This window comes from Paenibacillus sp. FSL W7-1332 (genome assembly GCF_037969785.1).
In the GTDB taxonomy this organism is placed as follows: Bacteria; Bacillota; Bacilli; order Paenibacillales; family Paenibacillaceae; genus Paenibacillus_AQ.
In genome coordinates, this window is record NZ_CP150209.1 from 2127144 (window position 1) to 2142877 (window position 15734).

The following is a 15734-nucleotide window of genomic DNA, read 5'->3' on the forward strand; positions in this document are numbered from 1 at the left end:
GCGTGATGGTGGTTGTTCTTGCGTGTATCAGGATAACTCGGTATGAAACGTTCTGATATCGATGATTTCAAGACCGCCCGGTCCGCTTCCAAACAGCCGCCGGGTGGTCTTTTGCCGGTAAAGGCAGCGACGCGGTATACGGGAAGAAAAAGGCTCGTGATTATTTTTACTAAGGAACCGGAATATGGTATAGTTTTTCGTATGAAATTGAGGTGACGAACTTGTTTGAAATGTTAATCCCAAAGCTCCGTGTGAATACGGTTTTTGATATTAACCTTGAGGAATTATATGAGCAGGGGTATCGCGGAATCATTACGGATTTGGACAATACCCTTGTAGGGGCCAAGGCGCCGCTTGCGACACCGGAACTGGTCGTTTGGTTCAAAAGGGTAAAGGAGATCGGTTTCCAGCTCATCATCGTCTCGAATAACCAGCTTGAACGCGTGTCTAAATTTGCGACGCCGCTGGATATCCAGTATGTGCATGAAGCCCGTAAACCAAGTAATACCCCGTTCCGCAAAGCGATGAAAATGATGGAGCTCACGCCGGAGAAAACGGTTGTGGTCGGCGACCAGATGCTGACCGACGTTTATGGCGGGAATCGGCTGGGCCTGTATACGGTGCTGGTTATGCCTATCGCCATCAACGATGAGGGATGGTTTACGCGCCTGGTCAATCGCCGGGTGGAGCGGATCGCATTGACCCGTTTGCGCAAGAAAGGATTATGGATGGAGGAGGAACCGAAATCATGACGTTGCCTACTGGCGGAGAAGACATCAAGAAGTGCAGCGGCTGCGGCATACCGCTTCAGAGTGAAGTACAGGACAAGCCGGGCTATTTGCCGGAGAAGGCCTGGGACCGCGACCCGGTTATTTGCCAGCGCTGTTTCCGGATCAAGAATTATAATGAAGCCTCCTCGGTTGCCGTAGACCAGGATGAATTTTTACGGCTGCTGGGACAGATTGGCGGCAAGAATGCGCTTGTCATTCATATCGTGGACCTCTTTGATTTTGAAGGGAGCCTGATTTCGGGGCTGCAGCGGTTTGTCGGCAACAATCCGGTTATTCTGGCCGTTAACAAGACCGATCTTCTGCCGAAGGTCACCAATTGGAACAAGGTACTCAATTGGGTACAGAAGCAGTGCAAGGAGCATGGACTGAGAACGGAAGACATCGTGCTCTGCAGCGCGAAGAAGAATCAAGGCTTTGAGCGGCTGCTGGAGACGGTTGCGCATTATCGAGGAGACCGGGACGTCTACGTGGTTGGCGCCACGAATGTGGGTAAATCCAGCTTGATCAATCGTCTGATCCGCGACTACAGCGATTTGGATCAGGAGCTGACCGTTTCCCGTTATCCTGGAACGACGCTGGATATGGTCAATATTCCGCTGGATGACGGCCGGTATATTATAGATACGCCGGGCATCGTATACCCATGGCGCTACAGCGAGCTTGTGAGCCGTGAGGATCTGGGGACGGTCATGCCGGAGAATCCGCTGAAGCCGATGGTATACCAGTTGAACGAAGGGCAGACTCTGTTCTTCGGAGGTTTTGGCCGCTTTGATTTTCTGCAAGGCGAGCACCAATCCTTTACTTGCTTTATCAGCGGCAGATTAGGGATTCATCGGACCAAGCTGGAGCGGGCGGATTCGTTATTTGCCGAACATGCCGGAGAGCTTCTTTCACCGCCGACCAAGGAACGGCTTGAAGAACTGCCGGAATGGACAAGACATGAAATCCGTATTCCTAAGGGAACCCGCCAAGACGTGTTTATCTCGGGGCTCGGCTGGATCAAGATCAATGGTGAACAAGGTGCGCTTGTGGCGGTTCATGTACCTAAAGGAATCAAAGTTCTGTCGCGTCCATCCTTGATATAAGAGATAAAATCGCTTGGGTACAGCCTGGTTTATCATGGGAGAGATAGGGGAGAAATGAAAGTGAATCCAATGATCGAGCGTGATTATTTGCTCCTTGGCGTAATGGGGGACCCTATCGGTCACTCCAAATCACCGGCTATGCATGATGCGGCGATTACCGCCCTGGGATTGTCAGGGGCTTATGTGCCCCTTCATATACGTCCGGAGGGGCTTCGTGACGCTATCCATGCTGTCAGAGCCCTGGGATTCCGCGGAGTGAATGTAACGATCCCGCACAAGGTGGAGGTTATGGAGTATCTGGATGTCGTCGATGAAGGGGCCCGGCGCATCGGTGCCGTGAATACCATCGTCAACGACAATGGCAAATTGACGGGTTATAATACGGATGGCATCGGATATGTTCGTTCATTAAAGGATGAAGCCTGTCCGAACCTTAAAGGGAAACGCATCGTTGTTTACGGCGCCGGCGGAGCGGCCAGGGGAATCATCTACGCCCTTACCGGCGAAGAGCCTGAGAAGATTTCCATTGTGAATCGGACATCCGACAAAGCGCTGGCAGTGGCCGAGGAGTGGAGCTCGCTTGCTGACTTGAGGGGATACGGAGAGGATCATGCCAGGGAGGCATTGTCAGATGCCGATGTCTTGATCAACACAACCTCGGTGGGCATGTTTCCCCGGGTTTCCGAGCTTCCTGTTCCAGCGGAGTATATACCCGAAGGGATCGTTGTCAGCGATCTGATCTATAATCCGTTGAAGACCGAGCTGCTGCGGCAAAGCGAGCTTCGGCAATGCACGGTGCATGGCGGTCTCGGGATGTTCATCAACCAGGGGGCGTATGCATTTGAGTATTGGACAGGTCTGAGGGCGCCCGTACAGGCGATGAAGGAAGCGGTTCTGACCAGCTTCCAATCCGAGGTTTAATCTTGTGTTTATTGATTAATGCTTATGCAGAAGCTACAATATAGCTTTCGACAAGCTGCAGGCTTTAAGAGGTTGTTCAAAAAGTCCGATTTTGATAAGAAAACCAATCGAGGCAAATTCAAGGCTGAGCGACCGCGATTCAGAAGTTGGTTTTCTTGCGATATAGAATTTCATCAACTCCGTTGATAACTTATAAATCCTATATCTAACACGAAGTGAATCAAGAAGCAACTCGGCATCGAATCTTGAATTCAGCCGGGCCTTCCGGTGCTCACGTACAAACTACGTACGCTCCGCTCCTGACGTCCCTAGCTTCATCCAACTGAAGCGTTTTGAAAAAACGCACATCGGAAGCATAAGCCTCGGTGCTGAAAATCGACCTTTTTGAACACGCACTTTAATAATTGAATATTTAAGGAGTAATGACCAAGCATGTTAACAGGAAAGCAAAAACGACATTTACGTTCGCTTGCGCATCATCTGGATCCGCTGTTCCAGGTAGGCAAGGGAGGAAGCAATGAGCATCTGATCCGGCATATTTCCGAGGCCATTGAGAAGCGGGAGCTCATGAAAATATCCGTACTCAACAACTGTCTCGAAAATCCTCGCGAAATCGCCGAGGAGCTTGCTGAAGGTGCCGGGGCCGAGCTGGTACAGGTTATCGGCAAGACGATCGTGCTTTATAAAGAATCAAAAGACCACAAAACCATCGAGCTGCCGTAAGGGAGCCTTGATGGCGATTAGCTTAATGAATATAGAGAGACTCTCTTATTAGGGGAGGTGAACCCGGATGAAAATAGGGATAATGGGCGGAACCTTCGATCCCATTCATATCGGGCATATGCTCGCAGCCGAATCAGCTCGGGACGCTTACGGTCTGGAAGAGGTATGGTTTATGCCCAGCCACATTCCCCCGCACAAGGAAGATGCCGGCGTAACCGGCCTGATGAGGCTGGAGATGACCGCTGAGGCTGTAGCCGACCATCCATCTTTTCGTACATTGGATTGGGAAGTGAAACGCGGCGGCGTATCCTATACGGTAGACACGATCAGAGAGCTGAGGGACACGTATCCCGAGCATGACTTCTCGTTCATTATCGGGGCGGATATGGTAGCGTATCTTCCCAAGTGGAATCGGATCGGGGAGCTGGCGGAAATGCTCACTTTTATTGGGCTTAACCGTCCCGGAACCAAGCTATCGGTGGATGATCTGCCTGATTTCCTGCAAAAGGTGGTAGTGACAGCGGAGATGCCGCTGATTGAAATATCGTCCACCATGATTCGGAGCAGAGCCGCATCGGGCTTGTCCATCCGTTATATGGTCCCGGACCGTGTATACGATTATATTGTTAGGAGCGGTATTTATGGAGTACAGCCGTGATGAACTCATTCAAGCGGTATCCTCACAGATGCCGGCCAAGCGCTGGGAGCATACAAAAGGCGTAATGGAAACCGCGGTCATCCTTGCCAATCGGTTCGGGGCCGACCCGGTCAAGGCAGAATTAGCCGCCATCCTGCATGACGTGGCCAAATATTGGCCCGTGCAAAAGCTTCAACAAATGATGGTGGAGCATGCGCTATCCGAAGAGCTGCTCCGTTACGATAAGCAGCTTTGGCATGCTGAGGTAGGCGCGTTCGTAGCAGAGCACGAATATGGCGTAACGGATACCGATGTGCTTAACGCCATCCGTTACCATACGTCGGGGCGCGTCGGCATGACACTGCTTGATAAGGTGGTCTGCCTTGCGGATTATATGGAACCGGGACGGGATTTCCCCGGCGTGAATAATATTCGCGAACTGGCCAACCATAGCCTTGAAGAGGCGCTTGCAGCCGGTTTTGATTCGACGATTGGACATCTGCTTTCGCGCAGACAAATCATTTTTCCGTTGACGGTACTAGCCCGCAACGATCTAATTAAGCAATTGGAGGCGAATTCATGACGTTGAAACCGAATGAATTGTTAAATGTGGCAGTGACTGCCGCTGAAGATAAAAAAGCGATGGATATCGTGGTCCTGGATCTTAGAGGAATTTCCCTGATCGCAGACTATTTTGTCATTTGCCACGGTAACTCGGATACTCAGGTGCAGGCGATCGCAACTGAAATCCGTAAACAGGCTCATGATGCGGGAGTAGCTTTGCGCGGACTGGAGGGAATGGATGCAGCCCGCTGGGTGCTGATGGACCTCGGAGACGTGATCGTTCATATCTTCCATCGCGATGAGCGGGAATATTACAACATCGAGCGATTGTGGTCCGATGCTAAAGTGGTGGAGAACGTATGAGTCTGATTGCCGGCACATTAACGAAACTCGTCGTTTCCAGAGAAGTGTCCCCTTACGGTTATTTCCTGGATGGCGGAGATCGGGATGTGCTTCTTCACTATTCGGAGCTCACGGGTAAAATCGAACCGGGGGATACGGTCGAGGTCTTTATATTCTTCGATACGGAAGACCGCCTGGCCGCAACGATGAAGAAACCTTACCTTACGTTAGGTGAAACCGCTAAGCTTGAGGTGGCGGATGTTCACCCGCGCTTGGGATGTTTCCTCGAGATGGGGCTTGGCAGGCAGCTTCTGCTTCCGATCCGAGAATTGCCGGAGATGCGGGAGCTTCATCCTCAAGTGGGAGATCATGTATTTGTCATCATGGAGCATGATAAGCAAGGACGGCTCCGCGCGAAACTCGCCGGAGAACAAGAGCTTGCTCCGCTTGCGTTTCATGCGCCTGAATCGTGGAAGGGCCAGTGGTTCACTGCCCTGGTGTACAAACCGCTCCAGATGGGCACGTTTGTTATTATCGATGGCGGTGTGATCGGTTTCGGCGCCATTGGCATGATCCACTCCTCCGAACGGACGCGTATGCTGCGGCTTGGCGAAGAGGTGAAGGTTCGGGTAAGCCATATCCGGGAAGATGGCAGGGCTAACCTGTCGATGGTACCGCAAAAAGAGATTGGCCGGACGGATGATGCAGACCGACTGCTCGCTTTTCTGAAGGAGCGACCGGGCCATGCGATGCCGTATTCGGATGAAACGCCCCCCGACATCATCAAGCAGCGGTTCGGCATTAGCAAATCCGCCTTTAAACGCGCGCTTGGCAAGCTGATGAAGGACGGTTTGGTTACCCAAAAGGACAGCTGGACGTATATGGTCAATAAAGAGGAGAACTCCGGTTCAAACGAATAACCCGGCAAGGTAGGGGAAGCTTCTAAGGAAAGTGGTGTCATCATGTTGTCTTACCGCAAGTTTGCTTACGTATATGATCAACTCATGGAAGACATGCCGTACCCGGACTGGATTCGCTTTGCGAGAACGGCCTGGGATAAGCACGGAATGCCAAAAAGCGTCGTTGAGCTCGGATGCGGGACAGGCAGCATCACCATTCCGCTCGTAAACTCCGGTTTCGAGGTAACGGGAATCGATCTGTCGGCAGATATGCTCTCGGTTGCCAGACGCAAGCTGGAGGGTACACCCCAGGGGCATCGATTGTTCCGGGAAGGCAGCGTCCGCTGGGTCCAACAGGACATGCGTTCGTGGGAGCTGCCCGAGCAGGTGGATTCCGTCATTTCATTTTGTGATTGTGTGAACTACCTGCTGGAGGAAAAGGACATCCGTTCCGCTTTTACAAGGACCTACAACGGCCTCAAGGAAGGCGGCACGTTCCTGTTTGATGTGCATCACCCGAACACGCTCTTACGATATGACGCAGATCAGCCATTTGTGCTGGACGAAAGGGAAGTGTCCTACATTTGGACATGCGACATGGATGAACGCCGGATGGAGATCGAGCATCATCTTTCCATCTTTGCACGGGATGACCAGGATCCCACGGTCTACCGCCGCTTTGAGGAAACGCATGTGCAGCGGGGATATGACCCCGAATGGATGAAGGTCGAGCTGGTTAAGGCCGGATTCCGGGATGTGAAATGTTATGCCGATTTTGAGTGGGTGGAAGCGGGTCAGGATGCATCCCGGCTGTTCTACGTTGCCGTAAAATAAACGAATATCCTTTTACGAGAAGCACTTTCTTTAGTCGGTAGCGACGAGAGAAAGTGCTTTTTTATCGTCGAGCATGGATTCATTATATTCAAAGACACTTCTTTTCTGGTTTATTTGACTGTGGTTAAGGTTCGTTAGAAGGGATATGGGTTTGCTTCGGGGACTGTGCTACGATGAGGAATAGATAAGATGAACAGAAATGAGAGCGCTATCTCAAGGGAGGATTCCAGGCATCCGGTACGCTCTGTATGACCGTATTTGAGTTCAACGATGGTCAAATGATGCATAAACTAATCTATTGGGACGAGAAAGGATGAATGAGCATGAAACTGTCCGTATTCACAGTCGCAACTCCTGACTTACAGCCTGAGGAATTGGCAAAAGCCGCGGCGGATGCCGGTATTGAAGGAATCGAATGGCGCTTTAAGGAGATTCCGGAAGAAGCTGCAGGGGAGAAGCCCTCGTTCTGGCGGCATAACCGCTGCTCCATGGATCCGAACGGCACGCAGGAGGATTGGCTCGAGTTTCAGCAAGCGGCCGATAAGCATGGCAGGCGCAGTCTTGCGGTCGTTCCTTATTTGACATGCGGCGACGTGGAAGCGACGGAGAAGGTCATGCAGGCAGCCAAACTGATCGGAGCTTCATTTATTCGCGCGGGTATCCCGGGATACGACCGGAAGCGCAATTATAATGAGCTGTACGACCAGGCGGTTCGTTATCTCCATGAGGTGCAGGATCTCGCTGCGGCTTACGGGGTCAAAGCCGTGGTGGAAACGCACCATCTTACGATTGCCCCGAGCGCTGGACTGACGCACCGGCTTGTATCCCATTTTAATCCGCAGCATATCGGCGTGCTGTATGATCCGGGCAACATGGTCCATGAAGGTTACGAGAACTACCGAATGGGCTTGGAGCTTCTGGGTCCGTACCTGGCTCATGTCCATGTGAAAAACGGGGGTTATCACAAAACGGCTGCCGAGGATGGTACCTCTGCGGCGTGGTCCGGGGAATGGGTTCCACTTGACCAGGGGGCCGTGCCATGGAAGCAGGTCATACAGGATCTGCAATCGGTTGGTTACGAAGGTTACTACGGAATCGAAGATTTTAGCGGAACGTTTGAGTCTAGGGAAATGCTTCTTCGTTTTGCCGAGCAGATGAAGCTGTGGTCAGAGCAGAAACAAAACGCGTAGGTCACTTTTGAAGGAGGCTATAGACATGGAACAGGTAAGAGTAGGGGTAATTGGACTGGGGATGGGGTTTTCGCATGCCAGGTCGCTGGCGTCCGGGCGGATCAAGGGAGCGCGGCTTAGCGCTATATGCGATCTGAATCCGGCCAAACAGGAAGAAGCAAGGGCAACGCTGCCCTCGGACGTGAAAATATGGAGTGATACGAAGGCTATGATCTCCTCGGGGGAGATCGATGCCGTGATCATTGCGACGCCTCATTATGCCCATCCTCAAGTGGCGATTGAGTGCCTGAATCATGGACTCCATGTCCTGATCGAGAAGCCGGCAGGCGTTTACACGAAGCAAGTGCGAGAAATGAACCGCGCGGCAGAAGCCAGCGGCAAGGTGTTCTCGATAATGTACAACCAGCGCTGTAATCCGCTCTACAAGAAGCTGAAAGAGCTCATAGAAGAAGGTGAACTCGGGGAGATCCGGCGGATGAACTGGATCATAACGAATTGGTACAGGTCCCAGAGCTATTATGATTCAGGCGGATGGCGGGCTACCTGGGCGGGAGAAGGCGGTGGGGTCCTGATTAACCAGTCCCCGCATCAGCTGGACCTCTGGCAGTGGACGACCGGCATGATGCCAAAGAGAATTCGTGCTTTTTGCGCTTTCGGCAAGTACCGGAACATCGAAGTTGAAGACGATGTGACGGCTTATGCGGAATACGAGAATGGGGCTACGGCCGTCTTCATTACGACAACGGGTGAAGCGCCCGGAACCAACCGATATGAAGTGACGGGGGACCGCGGAAAAATCGTCATCGAGGACGGCAAGCTTACCTTCTGGCGCCTCCGAGTCCCGGAGCCGGAATTCAATCGGCAGTATACCGGGGGATTCGGCGAACCGGAATGCTGGAAATGCGAGGTGCCGATCTCGGGGGATAATCCGCAGCATAGCGGCATTATCCAGAACTTTGCGGATGCTATTTTGCATGGAACGCCATTGATTGCCCCCGGTGAAGAGGGAATCCACGGATTGACGCTGTCGAATGCCATGCATCTGTCCACCTGGACCGATAATTGGGTTGATCTCCCTCTTAACGAGGACCTGTATCACGAAATGCTGCAGGAACGGATCACACAATCTTCCGCTCAGAAAACGGTCAAGGAGATCGGGCCGGTGGATATGAGCAAGACGTTTGGAACCTACTAAATCACAATCAGGAGGCACGTGGTATGGACCGCAGTAATGGAATGCTGTATGCGCCGGTGGGCAAGGCCCAGCCGGTATGCAAGCCCGGAGAGTTTGTTTTTGCCGCTATGTCGCTGGAGCATGGACATATATACGGTATGTGTAACGGATTGATCGAGGCAGGGGCGACGCTAAAGTGGGTGTATGACCCAGATCCCGCGAAGGTTGCGGCTTTTTGCAAGGCTTATCCAAGTGTAACCGTTGCCTCGTCCGAGTCACAGGTGCTTCAGGATGCGGAAGTGCGTCTGGTAGCGGCTGCCGCCATTCCTTCGGAACGATGCGAGCTTGGCATGAAGGTCATGTCGCATGGCAAGGATTACTTTACGGATAAGACGCCTTTCACGACGCTGGAGCAGGTGAACGCTGCTCGCGCGAAAGCCGAGGAGACAGGCAAGAAGTACATGGTCTATTACAGTGAACGGCTGCATGTGGAGAGTGCCGTCCATGCCGGGAAGCTGATCCAGGACGGGGCGATCGGGCGAGTGGTGCAAGTGATGGGAACAGGGCCGCACCGTTTAAACGCATCCTCCCGTCCGGACTGGTTTTTCCGTCATCAACAGTACGGGGGGATTCTGTGTGACATCGGCTCCCACCAGATTGAACAATTTTTGTTTTTTGCGGGCTGCCGTGATGCCAAGGTGCTCAGCAGCAAGGTAGGGAATTACGCGAATCCGGATTACCCGGAGCTGGAGGATTTCGGAGATGCAACGCTTGTGGGAGACAACGGTGCCACGAATTATTTCCGAGTCGACTGGCTGACACCCGGGGGCCTTGGCACCTGGGGCGACGGAAGAACCTTTATTCTGGGGACGGAAGGATACATCGAGCTTCGCAAATACATCGATATCGCCAGGCATCCGCAGGGTGATCATCTGTACCTGGTTAATGGCGAGGGAGAATTCCATATGGAGCTTCAAGGCAAGGTGGGCTATCCATTCTTCGGGGAGCTTATCCTGGATTGTCTGGAACGCACGGAGCATGCCATGTCCCAGGAGCATGCCTTCAAAGCCGGAGAATTGTGCGTCATCGCCCAAAATGAGGCCGTGCGCATTCCATAAAATCATTTATAATAGAGAAAACCCCGTTACGTTGTGGGTTATATAACTCCAAAATCGCTAAAGGGGCGATTCTCTAGATGACCTCATCTGTCGATATGATGCCAGGCTTTGACCGCATGCAGCTGCAAGCGCCGTTTGATCTGACCTATTACAATGAACAGCCGCTGTCGGGAGGGCAGTTTCACTCGCATGCTTTTTATGAAATTTATTATTTCCATGAAGGACGCTGCACTTATTTGATCGGCGATTCCGTTTTCACCCTGAAACCGGGGGATCTGCTCCTGATGAACGGGCTTACGCTCCATTGTCCGAATGTTGAGCCCGATTCCAGATACGTCAGAAGTATTCTGCATTTCGATCCGGCCTGGATCTGCAAAGGGCTTTCGGAGACGGCCAAATCGATATTGCTGGATCCCTTCGAATCGCTGCGAAATCATCGCATGACACTGACAGGGGCCAATCGGGACGAATTCGAAGGCATGTTGGCCGATATACATCGCCTCTCGGCATCCACGGCCGGTTTTCGCCAGGAACGGATGACCTTGCGTATTCAGGAGATGATGTACGTCATCGCGGACTGGTGCCAGGACGCTGTGCAGGATCAGGACTCTATCTCCGAGAAAGAGCGGCATGTCCAGCATGTCGTATCGTTCGTCGAGGAACATTATATGCAGGATCTGACGCTGGAGCAAATTGCCCGCGATATGCATATTACGAAACACTATTTATCCTCCTTATTTAAGGAGGTTACCGGAACGACGGTGTTTAAATATTTGTATCACCGGCGGATTAACCAAGCTAAAATTTTGCTCAGGCTCCATCCGCATCTCAGCATCACGGAGATCAGCCAGGCGGCAGGTTTCAAGCATTTGGCTCATTTCAGCCGGATGTTCAAAGCCATGGTCGGGACGACGCCGGAATATTATCGCAGAAGCGGGGAAGAGCTTTCGTTGACTTGATCGGACTTTTTGGGTATAATAGCCACATTAAAACGGTAATATGAACGCGATGATGAGGATCAATCGTTCCACTTTCGATCATGCAGAGAGCCGGTGTCTGGTGAAAACCGGTTGACGATAGGAATGAACTCGCCTCGGAGCAATGGTGTTAACCCGGCCGCTGTATTTCGGCAGATTCGGCCGCTGAAGCATCGTCGTCTCATCCGCGATAAGGATGCAAAGGGAGTGAAAGGCAAAGCATGCCTTTGGCTAACTAGGGTGGTACCACGGGAATCAAACCTCTCGTCCCTAGCGATCAGCGCTATGGATGATGAGGTTTTTTTGTTTTTTTGGGCAACGGCACAGGCCTTGCCTCTTGACTGTGAAGGAGGAGCAATGGAGTATGACGGACAATCAACCAACCGGCCACGGCTATCAGCCGCAGGCCATCGAACCGAAGTGGCAGCAATACTGGGATGAGAACAAAACCTTTAAAACGGAAGATTCATCATCCAAACCGAAATTTTATGCGCTGGATATGTTTCCGTATCCATCAGGAGCAGGCCTGCACGTAGGGCATCCGGAGGGGTACACGGCGACTGACATCGTGTCCCGTTACAAGCGGATGCGCGGATACAACGTGCTTCATCCGATGGGATGGGACGCCTTCGGTCTGCCAGCGGAGCAGTATGCCATGGACACAGGCAAACATCCTCGCGAGTTTACCGTGCAGAATATCGATACGTTCCGCCGCCAGATCAAATCTCTGGGCTTCTCGTATGACTGGGACCGCGAGATCAGCACAACCGATCCGGAATATTATAAATGGACCCAGTGGATCTTTATCCAGCTTTATAAGCGCGGCCTTGCCTATGTGGCTGAAGTGCCGGTGAACTGGTGCGAAGCGCTCGGTACCGTGCTTGCGAACGAAGAGGTCATCGACGGCAAGAGCGAACGCGGGGGCCATCCGGTCGTACGTAAACCGATGCGCCAATGGATTCTGCGCATTACCGAATACGCGGATCGTCTCCTTGAAGATCTGGATGAACTGGACTGGAGCGAAAGCCTGAAGGATATGCAGCGCAACTGGATCGGCAAATCCACAGGCGCTGAGGTTCGTTTTGACATCGAAGGTTACGATGGTCATCTGGAGGTGTTCACGACCCGTCCGGATACGCTGTTCGGGGCAACCTACTGCGTTCTGGCGCCGGAGCATGACCTCGTAGATAAGATTACGTCAGCCGATCAGCGTGAAGCCGTCAAGGCTTATCAAGATCAAGCAGCACGTAAAAGCGACCTGGAGCGGACGGATCTGGCCAAGGATAAAACCGGTGTATTCACGGGTGCATACGCCATTAATCCGGTAAACGGCGCTAAAGTGCCGATCTGGATCGCGGATTATGTGCTTGCCGGCTATGGAACGGGTGCCATTATGGCGGTTCCGGGTCATGACAGCCGTGACTGGGAGTTTGCGAAGCAATTCGGTCTTCCGATTATTGAAGTCGTTCAGGGTGGAAATGTCGAGGAGGAAGCATACAGCGGCAGTGGCGCGCATGTGAATTCCGGCTTCCTGAACGGGTTGGACAATGAAGAGGCTATCCAGGCGATGAATGAATGGCTGGAGCAAGAGGGCAAGGGCAAGAAGAAGGTAACTTACCGTCTGCGCGACTGGCTGTTCAGCCGTCAACGCTACTGGGGTGAGCCGATTCCGATTCTGCATCTGGAAGACGGAACGATGAAGACCGTGCCTGAGGATCAGCTTCCATTGCTGCTGCCGGATGTGGATCAGATTAAACCATCCGGTACCGGCGAATCACCGCTGGCTAACGTTACGGAGTGGGTGGAAACGGTAGATCCCGAAACCGGCATGAAAGCCCGCCGCGAGACGAATACGATGCCGCAATGGGCAGGCAGCTGCTGGTATTACCTGCGTTATATCGATCCACGCAATAATGATGAATTGTGCTCCAAGGAGAAGCAGAAGGAATGGCTGCCGGTTGACCTGTACATCGGTGGTGTGGAGCATGCGGTGCTTCATTTGCTGTATGCTCGCTTCTGGCACAAAGTATTGTATGACCTGGGCGTTGTCGATACGAAGGAGCCTTTCCAGAAGCTGGTCAATCAGGGTATGATCCTGGGCAACAATAATGAAAAAATGAGTAAATCCCGCGGCAATGTCATCAATCCGGATGATATTGTTAACGAATACGGAGCCGACACGCTGCGTGTGTACGAGATGTTCATGGGGCCGCTGGAAGCAACCAAGCCATGGAACACCAACGGCGTTGAAGGAACGTTTCGTTTCCTCTCCCGCGTATGGCGCCTGTTTATCGGGGACGACGGTCAATTGAACCCTAAAATCGTGGAAGGCGAGGGTACGGATGATTTCAGACGTACACTGCACAAAACGATTAAGAAAGTGACCGAAGACTTTGAACATATGCGCTTTAACACAGCGATCAGCCAGCTGATGGTATTCATCAACGAGGGATACAAGACGGAAGAGCTTCCGCGCAAAGCGATGGAGAACTTCGTGCAGCTGCTTTCCCCGCTGGCCCCTCACCTGGCTGAAGAGCTGTGGAGCCGTTTAGGCTACACGGAGAGCGTAACCTACGTGCCATGGCCGGAGTATGACGAGGCTTGGACTGTAGAGGCCGAAGTGGAGATTGTCGTTCAAGTTAACGGCAAAATCGTAGAACGTGCCAAAATCTCGAAAGACATGGACCAAGAAGCCATGCAACAACATAGCCTCTCCCTTCCGAATGTCAAGCAGGCGCTGGAAGGAAAGAGTATTCGCAAAGTCATTGCCGTACCGGGCAAACTGGTCAATATCGTGGCCGGTTAATCGTAAAACCGAAGGCAGCATCCAGTTTTGCCAAATCCTCCTCATACTTGTCGTGTGTGGTTTGGATCAATTGGTAGAACAATCCGTTCAGGTTAGAATCCAGCAGTGCCAAAGCCTGAGCCGTGATGCCTCCGGGAACCGCAACCCGCTCTTGCAGCTGTTCGGGGGAGAAGCCCTCCTCCGTTAACAGCTTGCCGGTGCCAAGCAGCATTTCTCCGGCTAATGCATTAAGGGTTCTGCGGTCGATTCCGGTCATTTCAACGGCAGCGTCGATCCATTTTTCCATGAATAAACTTAAAAAAGCAGGTCCGCAGCTGGAGAAATCGGAAGTGATTCGCGTGTGCGATTCCAGTATCTCGAGCGGCCTGCTGATATAAGACAGGAGGCTTTCTATAAGCTGCCTGTCTTCTTCTTTTATTCGGGAACCGTACATGCATAACGATGCTCCGCCTCCGGTTAGGTTGGTGATGCTCGGTATGATTTTCGCCACCTTGCAGGGCAGCGATGATTCCAGATGGATCAGTTGGACCGGACTCGTGATGGATATGGCGATTTGCCGGACTTCAAGCCGATCTTTGATTTCGCTGATGACAGATTTGAATTCAAGCGGCTTTATACATAGGAATAGCAGGTCGCTCTGAGAAGCCGTCTCCGTGTTACAGCTGCATACCGTCAGACCGGGATGACGTTTTGCCAGCTGCATCGGCTTTTCAGGACTTCGGTTGCTGACCCGAATCTGCTCAGGCAGGAGTGCGCCCGATTGAATGAAGGCATCGATCAACAGACTACCCATGCTGCCCGTACCGATAAAACCGACCTTCATGTGTATGTTCCCTCCTTTCGCGCTTTACGGCAGAAATGTACCGTCCTTACGTTTAATGTATGCGGGGAAGATGCCGATTCATGACGGTTTTTCATGCGATTTCGGTGGGGAAACCGAAGAATATTCCTGAGTTTGTACAAAATGAACTTTAATGTTAAGGAGAGGTCAATCGATGAAAAGGATATCTTTAGGTTGGAGTCTTGCCGCAACGATTGCGGGCTGCGGGTTCATCTTGTTTGCCGGCGGTGTTGATCAGGGGATCGAGGGCTGGCAGCCGCTGAACGATCAGCTGGAGCAGGTGCTTGCGGCCGAAGAGAATGCGGGTGTGAAGACGTCCGGGGCTGATTCCCGGCAGAAGGATGTGGAACCGTCTGGAGCCGGAACGGATTCGAAGACTGCTGCAAAGAGCACGCAGGCGGGGCAGATCGAGCTTGCCAGTAATGTGAAGGACTCCATGCCAGACCAAGACCAAGGAGCGGCAGGGAGCGGTATAGCAGACCATACGGCATCGTCTTCTGCTTCTGGTCAACCTTCTTCGCCCCTTGTACCGCCTCAGGTTGAAGGTGTCACTCAGCATTTACAGCAACAAACTCCTGTTAACGGTGCAGCGCAGTCACCAGCAGCTACGGATCCATCCAGATTGATTAATGTCAACACGGCGGATGCTGCAACGCTTATGGAGCTGCCTGGCATTGGCGAAGCGAAGGCCAAGGCCATTATCGATTATCGGAATCAGTTCGGTCCATTTAAAAGTCAGGCCGACTTGATGAACGTAAAGGGCATCGGGCCCAAAATGCTGGAGAAGATGAAGCCTTACGTTGGACTTTAGCTATGTGCTACAATAAAGGCG

General features: G+C 52.3%; 16 protein-coding genes and 1 other annotated feature. Of the genes, 15 read left to right on the forward strand and 1 reads right to left on the reverse strand.

The features are described from left to right. The first annotated feature begins 221 nt into the window (after positions 1-221). From MKX98_RS09230 to leuS, 14 genes are all read left to right on the forward strand, one after another. Positions 222-752, forward strand: coding sequence for a YqeG family HAD IIIA-type phosphatase (locus tag MKX98_RS09230; RefSeq protein WP_009592142.1), 531 nt, complete (start codon positions 222-224; stop codon positions 750-752). Beyond that, positions 749-1876, forward strand: a complete 1128-nt coding sequence (gene yqeH, locus MKX98_RS09235) for a ribosome biogenesis GTPase YqeH (protein ID WP_194541604.1) — start codon at positions 749-751, stop codon at positions 1874-1876. Before MKX98_RS09230 ends, yqeH begins: the two co-directional genes overlap by 4 nt. Positions 1877-1930: 54 nt before the next feature. Then, the gene (locus MKX98_RS09240) at positions 1931-2797 is read left to right on the forward strand and encodes a shikimate dehydrogenase (protein WP_339222722.1); all 867 of its coding nucleotides are present in this window, start codon (positions 1931-1933) and stop codon (positions 2795-2797) included. Positions 2798-3229: 432 nt separating this feature from the next. After that, positions 3230-3520, forward strand: coding sequence for a ribosome assembly RNA-binding protein YhbY (gene yhbY, locus MKX98_RS09245; RefSeq protein ID WP_339222723.1), 291 nt, complete (start codon positions 3230-3232; stop codon positions 3518-3520). Positions 3521-3587: 67 nt separating this feature from the next. Further along, positions 3588-4178 carry a nicotinate-nucleotide adenylyltransferase gene (locus MKX98_RS09250; protein ID WP_339222724.1) on the forward strand — a complete coding sequence of 197 codons (591 nt, stop codon included), beginning with the start codon at positions 3588-3590 and terminating at the stop codon, positions 4176-4178. Further along, a complete protein-coding gene (yqeK, locus tag MKX98_RS09255; RefSeq protein ID WP_194541607.1) occupies positions 4162-4740 on the forward strand; it encodes a bis(5'-nucleosyl)-tetraphosphatase (symmetrical) YqeK in 579 nt (192 codons plus the stop codon). Before MKX98_RS09250 ends, yqeK begins: the two co-directional genes overlap by 17 nt. Continuing rightward, entirely contained in the window at positions 4737-5084 is a 348-nt protein-coding gene (gene rsfS / locus MKX98_RS09260) for a ribosome silencing factor (RefSeq protein ID WP_071222884.1), read from the forward strand. The genes yqeK and rsfS overlap by 4 nt, the downstream gene beginning before the upstream one ends. Further along, a complete protein-coding gene (locus MKX98_RS09265) occupies positions 5081-5983 on the forward strand; it encodes a S1-like domain-containing RNA-binding protein (protein ID WP_194541608.1) in 903 nt (300 codons plus the stop codon). Before rsfS ends, MKX98_RS09265 begins: the two co-directional genes overlap by 4 nt. Before the next feature lie 42 nt (positions 5984-6025). Then, on the forward strand, positions 6026-6796 hold the full coding sequence (locus MKX98_RS09270) for a class I SAM-dependent methyltransferase (RefSeq protein WP_216533790.1): 771 nt from the start codon (positions 6026-6028) through the stop codon (positions 6794-6796). Between the two features lie 323 nt (positions 6797-7119). Beyond that, complete coding sequence (locus MKX98_RS09275; protein WP_339222726.1) at positions 7120-7986, forward strand: sugar phosphate isomerase/epimerase family protein; 867 nt, start codon at positions 7120-7122, stop codon at positions 7984-7986. A 25-nt stretch (positions 7987-8011) separates the two neighbouring features. Further along, positions 8012-9181 carry a Gfo/Idh/MocA family oxidoreductase gene (locus tag MKX98_RS09280; RefSeq protein ID WP_220686070.1) on the forward strand — a complete coding sequence of 390 codons (1170 nt, stop codon included), beginning with the start codon at positions 8012-8014 and terminating at the stop codon, positions 9179-9181. Between the two features lie 23 nt (positions 9182-9204). Then, a complete protein-coding gene (locus MKX98_RS09285; protein ID WP_220686069.1) occupies positions 9205-10278 on the forward strand; it encodes a Gfo/Idh/MocA family oxidoreductase in 1074 nt (357 codons plus the stop codon). A gap of 77 nt (positions 10279-10355) precedes the next feature. Further along, positions 10356-11237: an AraC family transcriptional regulator gene (locus tag MKX98_RS09290; RefSeq protein ID WP_216533798.1), complete on the forward strand. Its 882-nt coding sequence runs from the start codon at positions 10356-10358 to the stop codon at positions 11235-11237. A 40-nt stretch (positions 11238-11277) separates the two neighbouring features. Beyond that, positions 11278-11530: a binding site (T-box leader), on the forward strand. Positions 11531-11619: 89 nt separating this feature from the next. After that, positions 11620-14061: a leucine--tRNA ligase gene (gene leuS / locus MKX98_RS09295; RefSeq protein WP_194541614.1), complete on the forward strand. Its 2442-nt coding sequence runs from the start codon at positions 11620-11622 to the stop codon at positions 14059-14061. Here leuS and comER read toward each other — a convergent pair. Beyond that, complete coding sequence (gene comER / locus MKX98_RS09300; protein ID WP_071222895.1) at positions 14042-14884, reverse strand: late competence protein ComER; 843 nt, start codon at positions 14882-14884, stop codon at positions 14042-14044. The two genes, leuS and comER, sit on opposite strands and share 20 nt — an antisense overlap. Positions 14885-15056: 172 nt before the next feature. Here comER and MKX98_RS09305 point away from each other — a divergent pair, with 172 nt between their 5' ends. Then, the gene (locus MKX98_RS09305) at positions 15057-15713 is read left to right on the forward strand and encodes a ComEA family DNA-binding protein (protein ID WP_220686068.1); all 657 of its coding nucleotides are present in this window, start codon (positions 15057-15059) and stop codon (positions 15711-15713) included. Positions 15714-15734: the final 21 nt, after the last annotated feature.

Coding starts and splice junctions, on each gene's coding strand:
- yqeH (WP_194541604.1), top strand. CDS start 749: ATGACGTTGCCTACTGGCGGAGAAGACATCAAGAAGTGCAGCGGCTGC.
- MKX98_RS09240 (WP_339222722.1), top strand. CDS start 1,931: ATGAAAGTGAATCCAATGATCGAGCGTGATTATTTGCTCCTTGGCGTA.
- yhbY (WP_339222723.1), top strand. CDS start 3,230: ATGTTAACAGGAAAGCAAAAACGACATTTACGTTCGCTTGCGCATCAT.
- MKX98_RS09250 (WP_339222724.1), top strand. CDS start 3,588: ATGAAAATAGGGATAATGGGCGGAACCTTCGATCCCATTCATATCGGG.
- yqeK (WP_194541607.1), top strand. CDS start 4,162: ATGGAGTACAGCCGTGATGAACTCATTCAAGCGGTATCCTCACAGATG.
- rsfS (WP_071222884.1), top strand. CDS start 4,737: ATGACGTTGAAACCGAATGAATTGTTAAATGTGGCAGTGACTGCCGCT.
- MKX98_RS09265 (WP_194541608.1), top strand. CDS start 5,081: ATGAGTCTGATTGCCGGCACATTAACGAAACTCGTCGTTTCCAGAGAA.
- MKX98_RS09270 (WP_216533790.1), top strand. CDS start 6,026: ATGTTGTCTTACCGCAAGTTTGCTTACGTATATGATCAACTCATGGAA.
- MKX98_RS09275 (WP_339222726.1), top strand. CDS start 7,120: ATGAAACTGTCCGTATTCACAGTCGCAACTCCTGACTTACAGCCTGAG.
- MKX98_RS09280 (WP_220686070.1), top strand. CDS start 8,012: ATGGAACAGGTAAGAGTAGGGGTAATTGGACTGGGGATGGGGTTTTCG.
- MKX98_RS09285 (WP_220686069.1), top strand. CDS start 9,205: ATGGACCGCAGTAATGGAATGCTGTATGCGCCGGTGGGCAAGGCCCAG.
- MKX98_RS09290 (WP_216533798.1), top strand. CDS start 10,356: ATGACCTCATCTGTCGATATGATGCCAGGCTTTGACCGCATGCAGCTG.
- leuS (WP_194541614.1), top strand. CDS start 11,620: ATGACGGACAATCAACCAACCGGCCACGGCTATCAGCCGCAGGCCATC.
- comER (WP_071222895.1), bottom strand. CDS start 14,884: ATGAAGGTCGGTTTTATCGGTACGGGCAGCATGGGTAGTCTGTTGATC.
- MKX98_RS09305 (WP_220686068.1), top strand. CDS start 15,057: ATGAAAAGGATATCTTTAGGTTGGAGTCTTGCCGCAACGATTGCGGGC.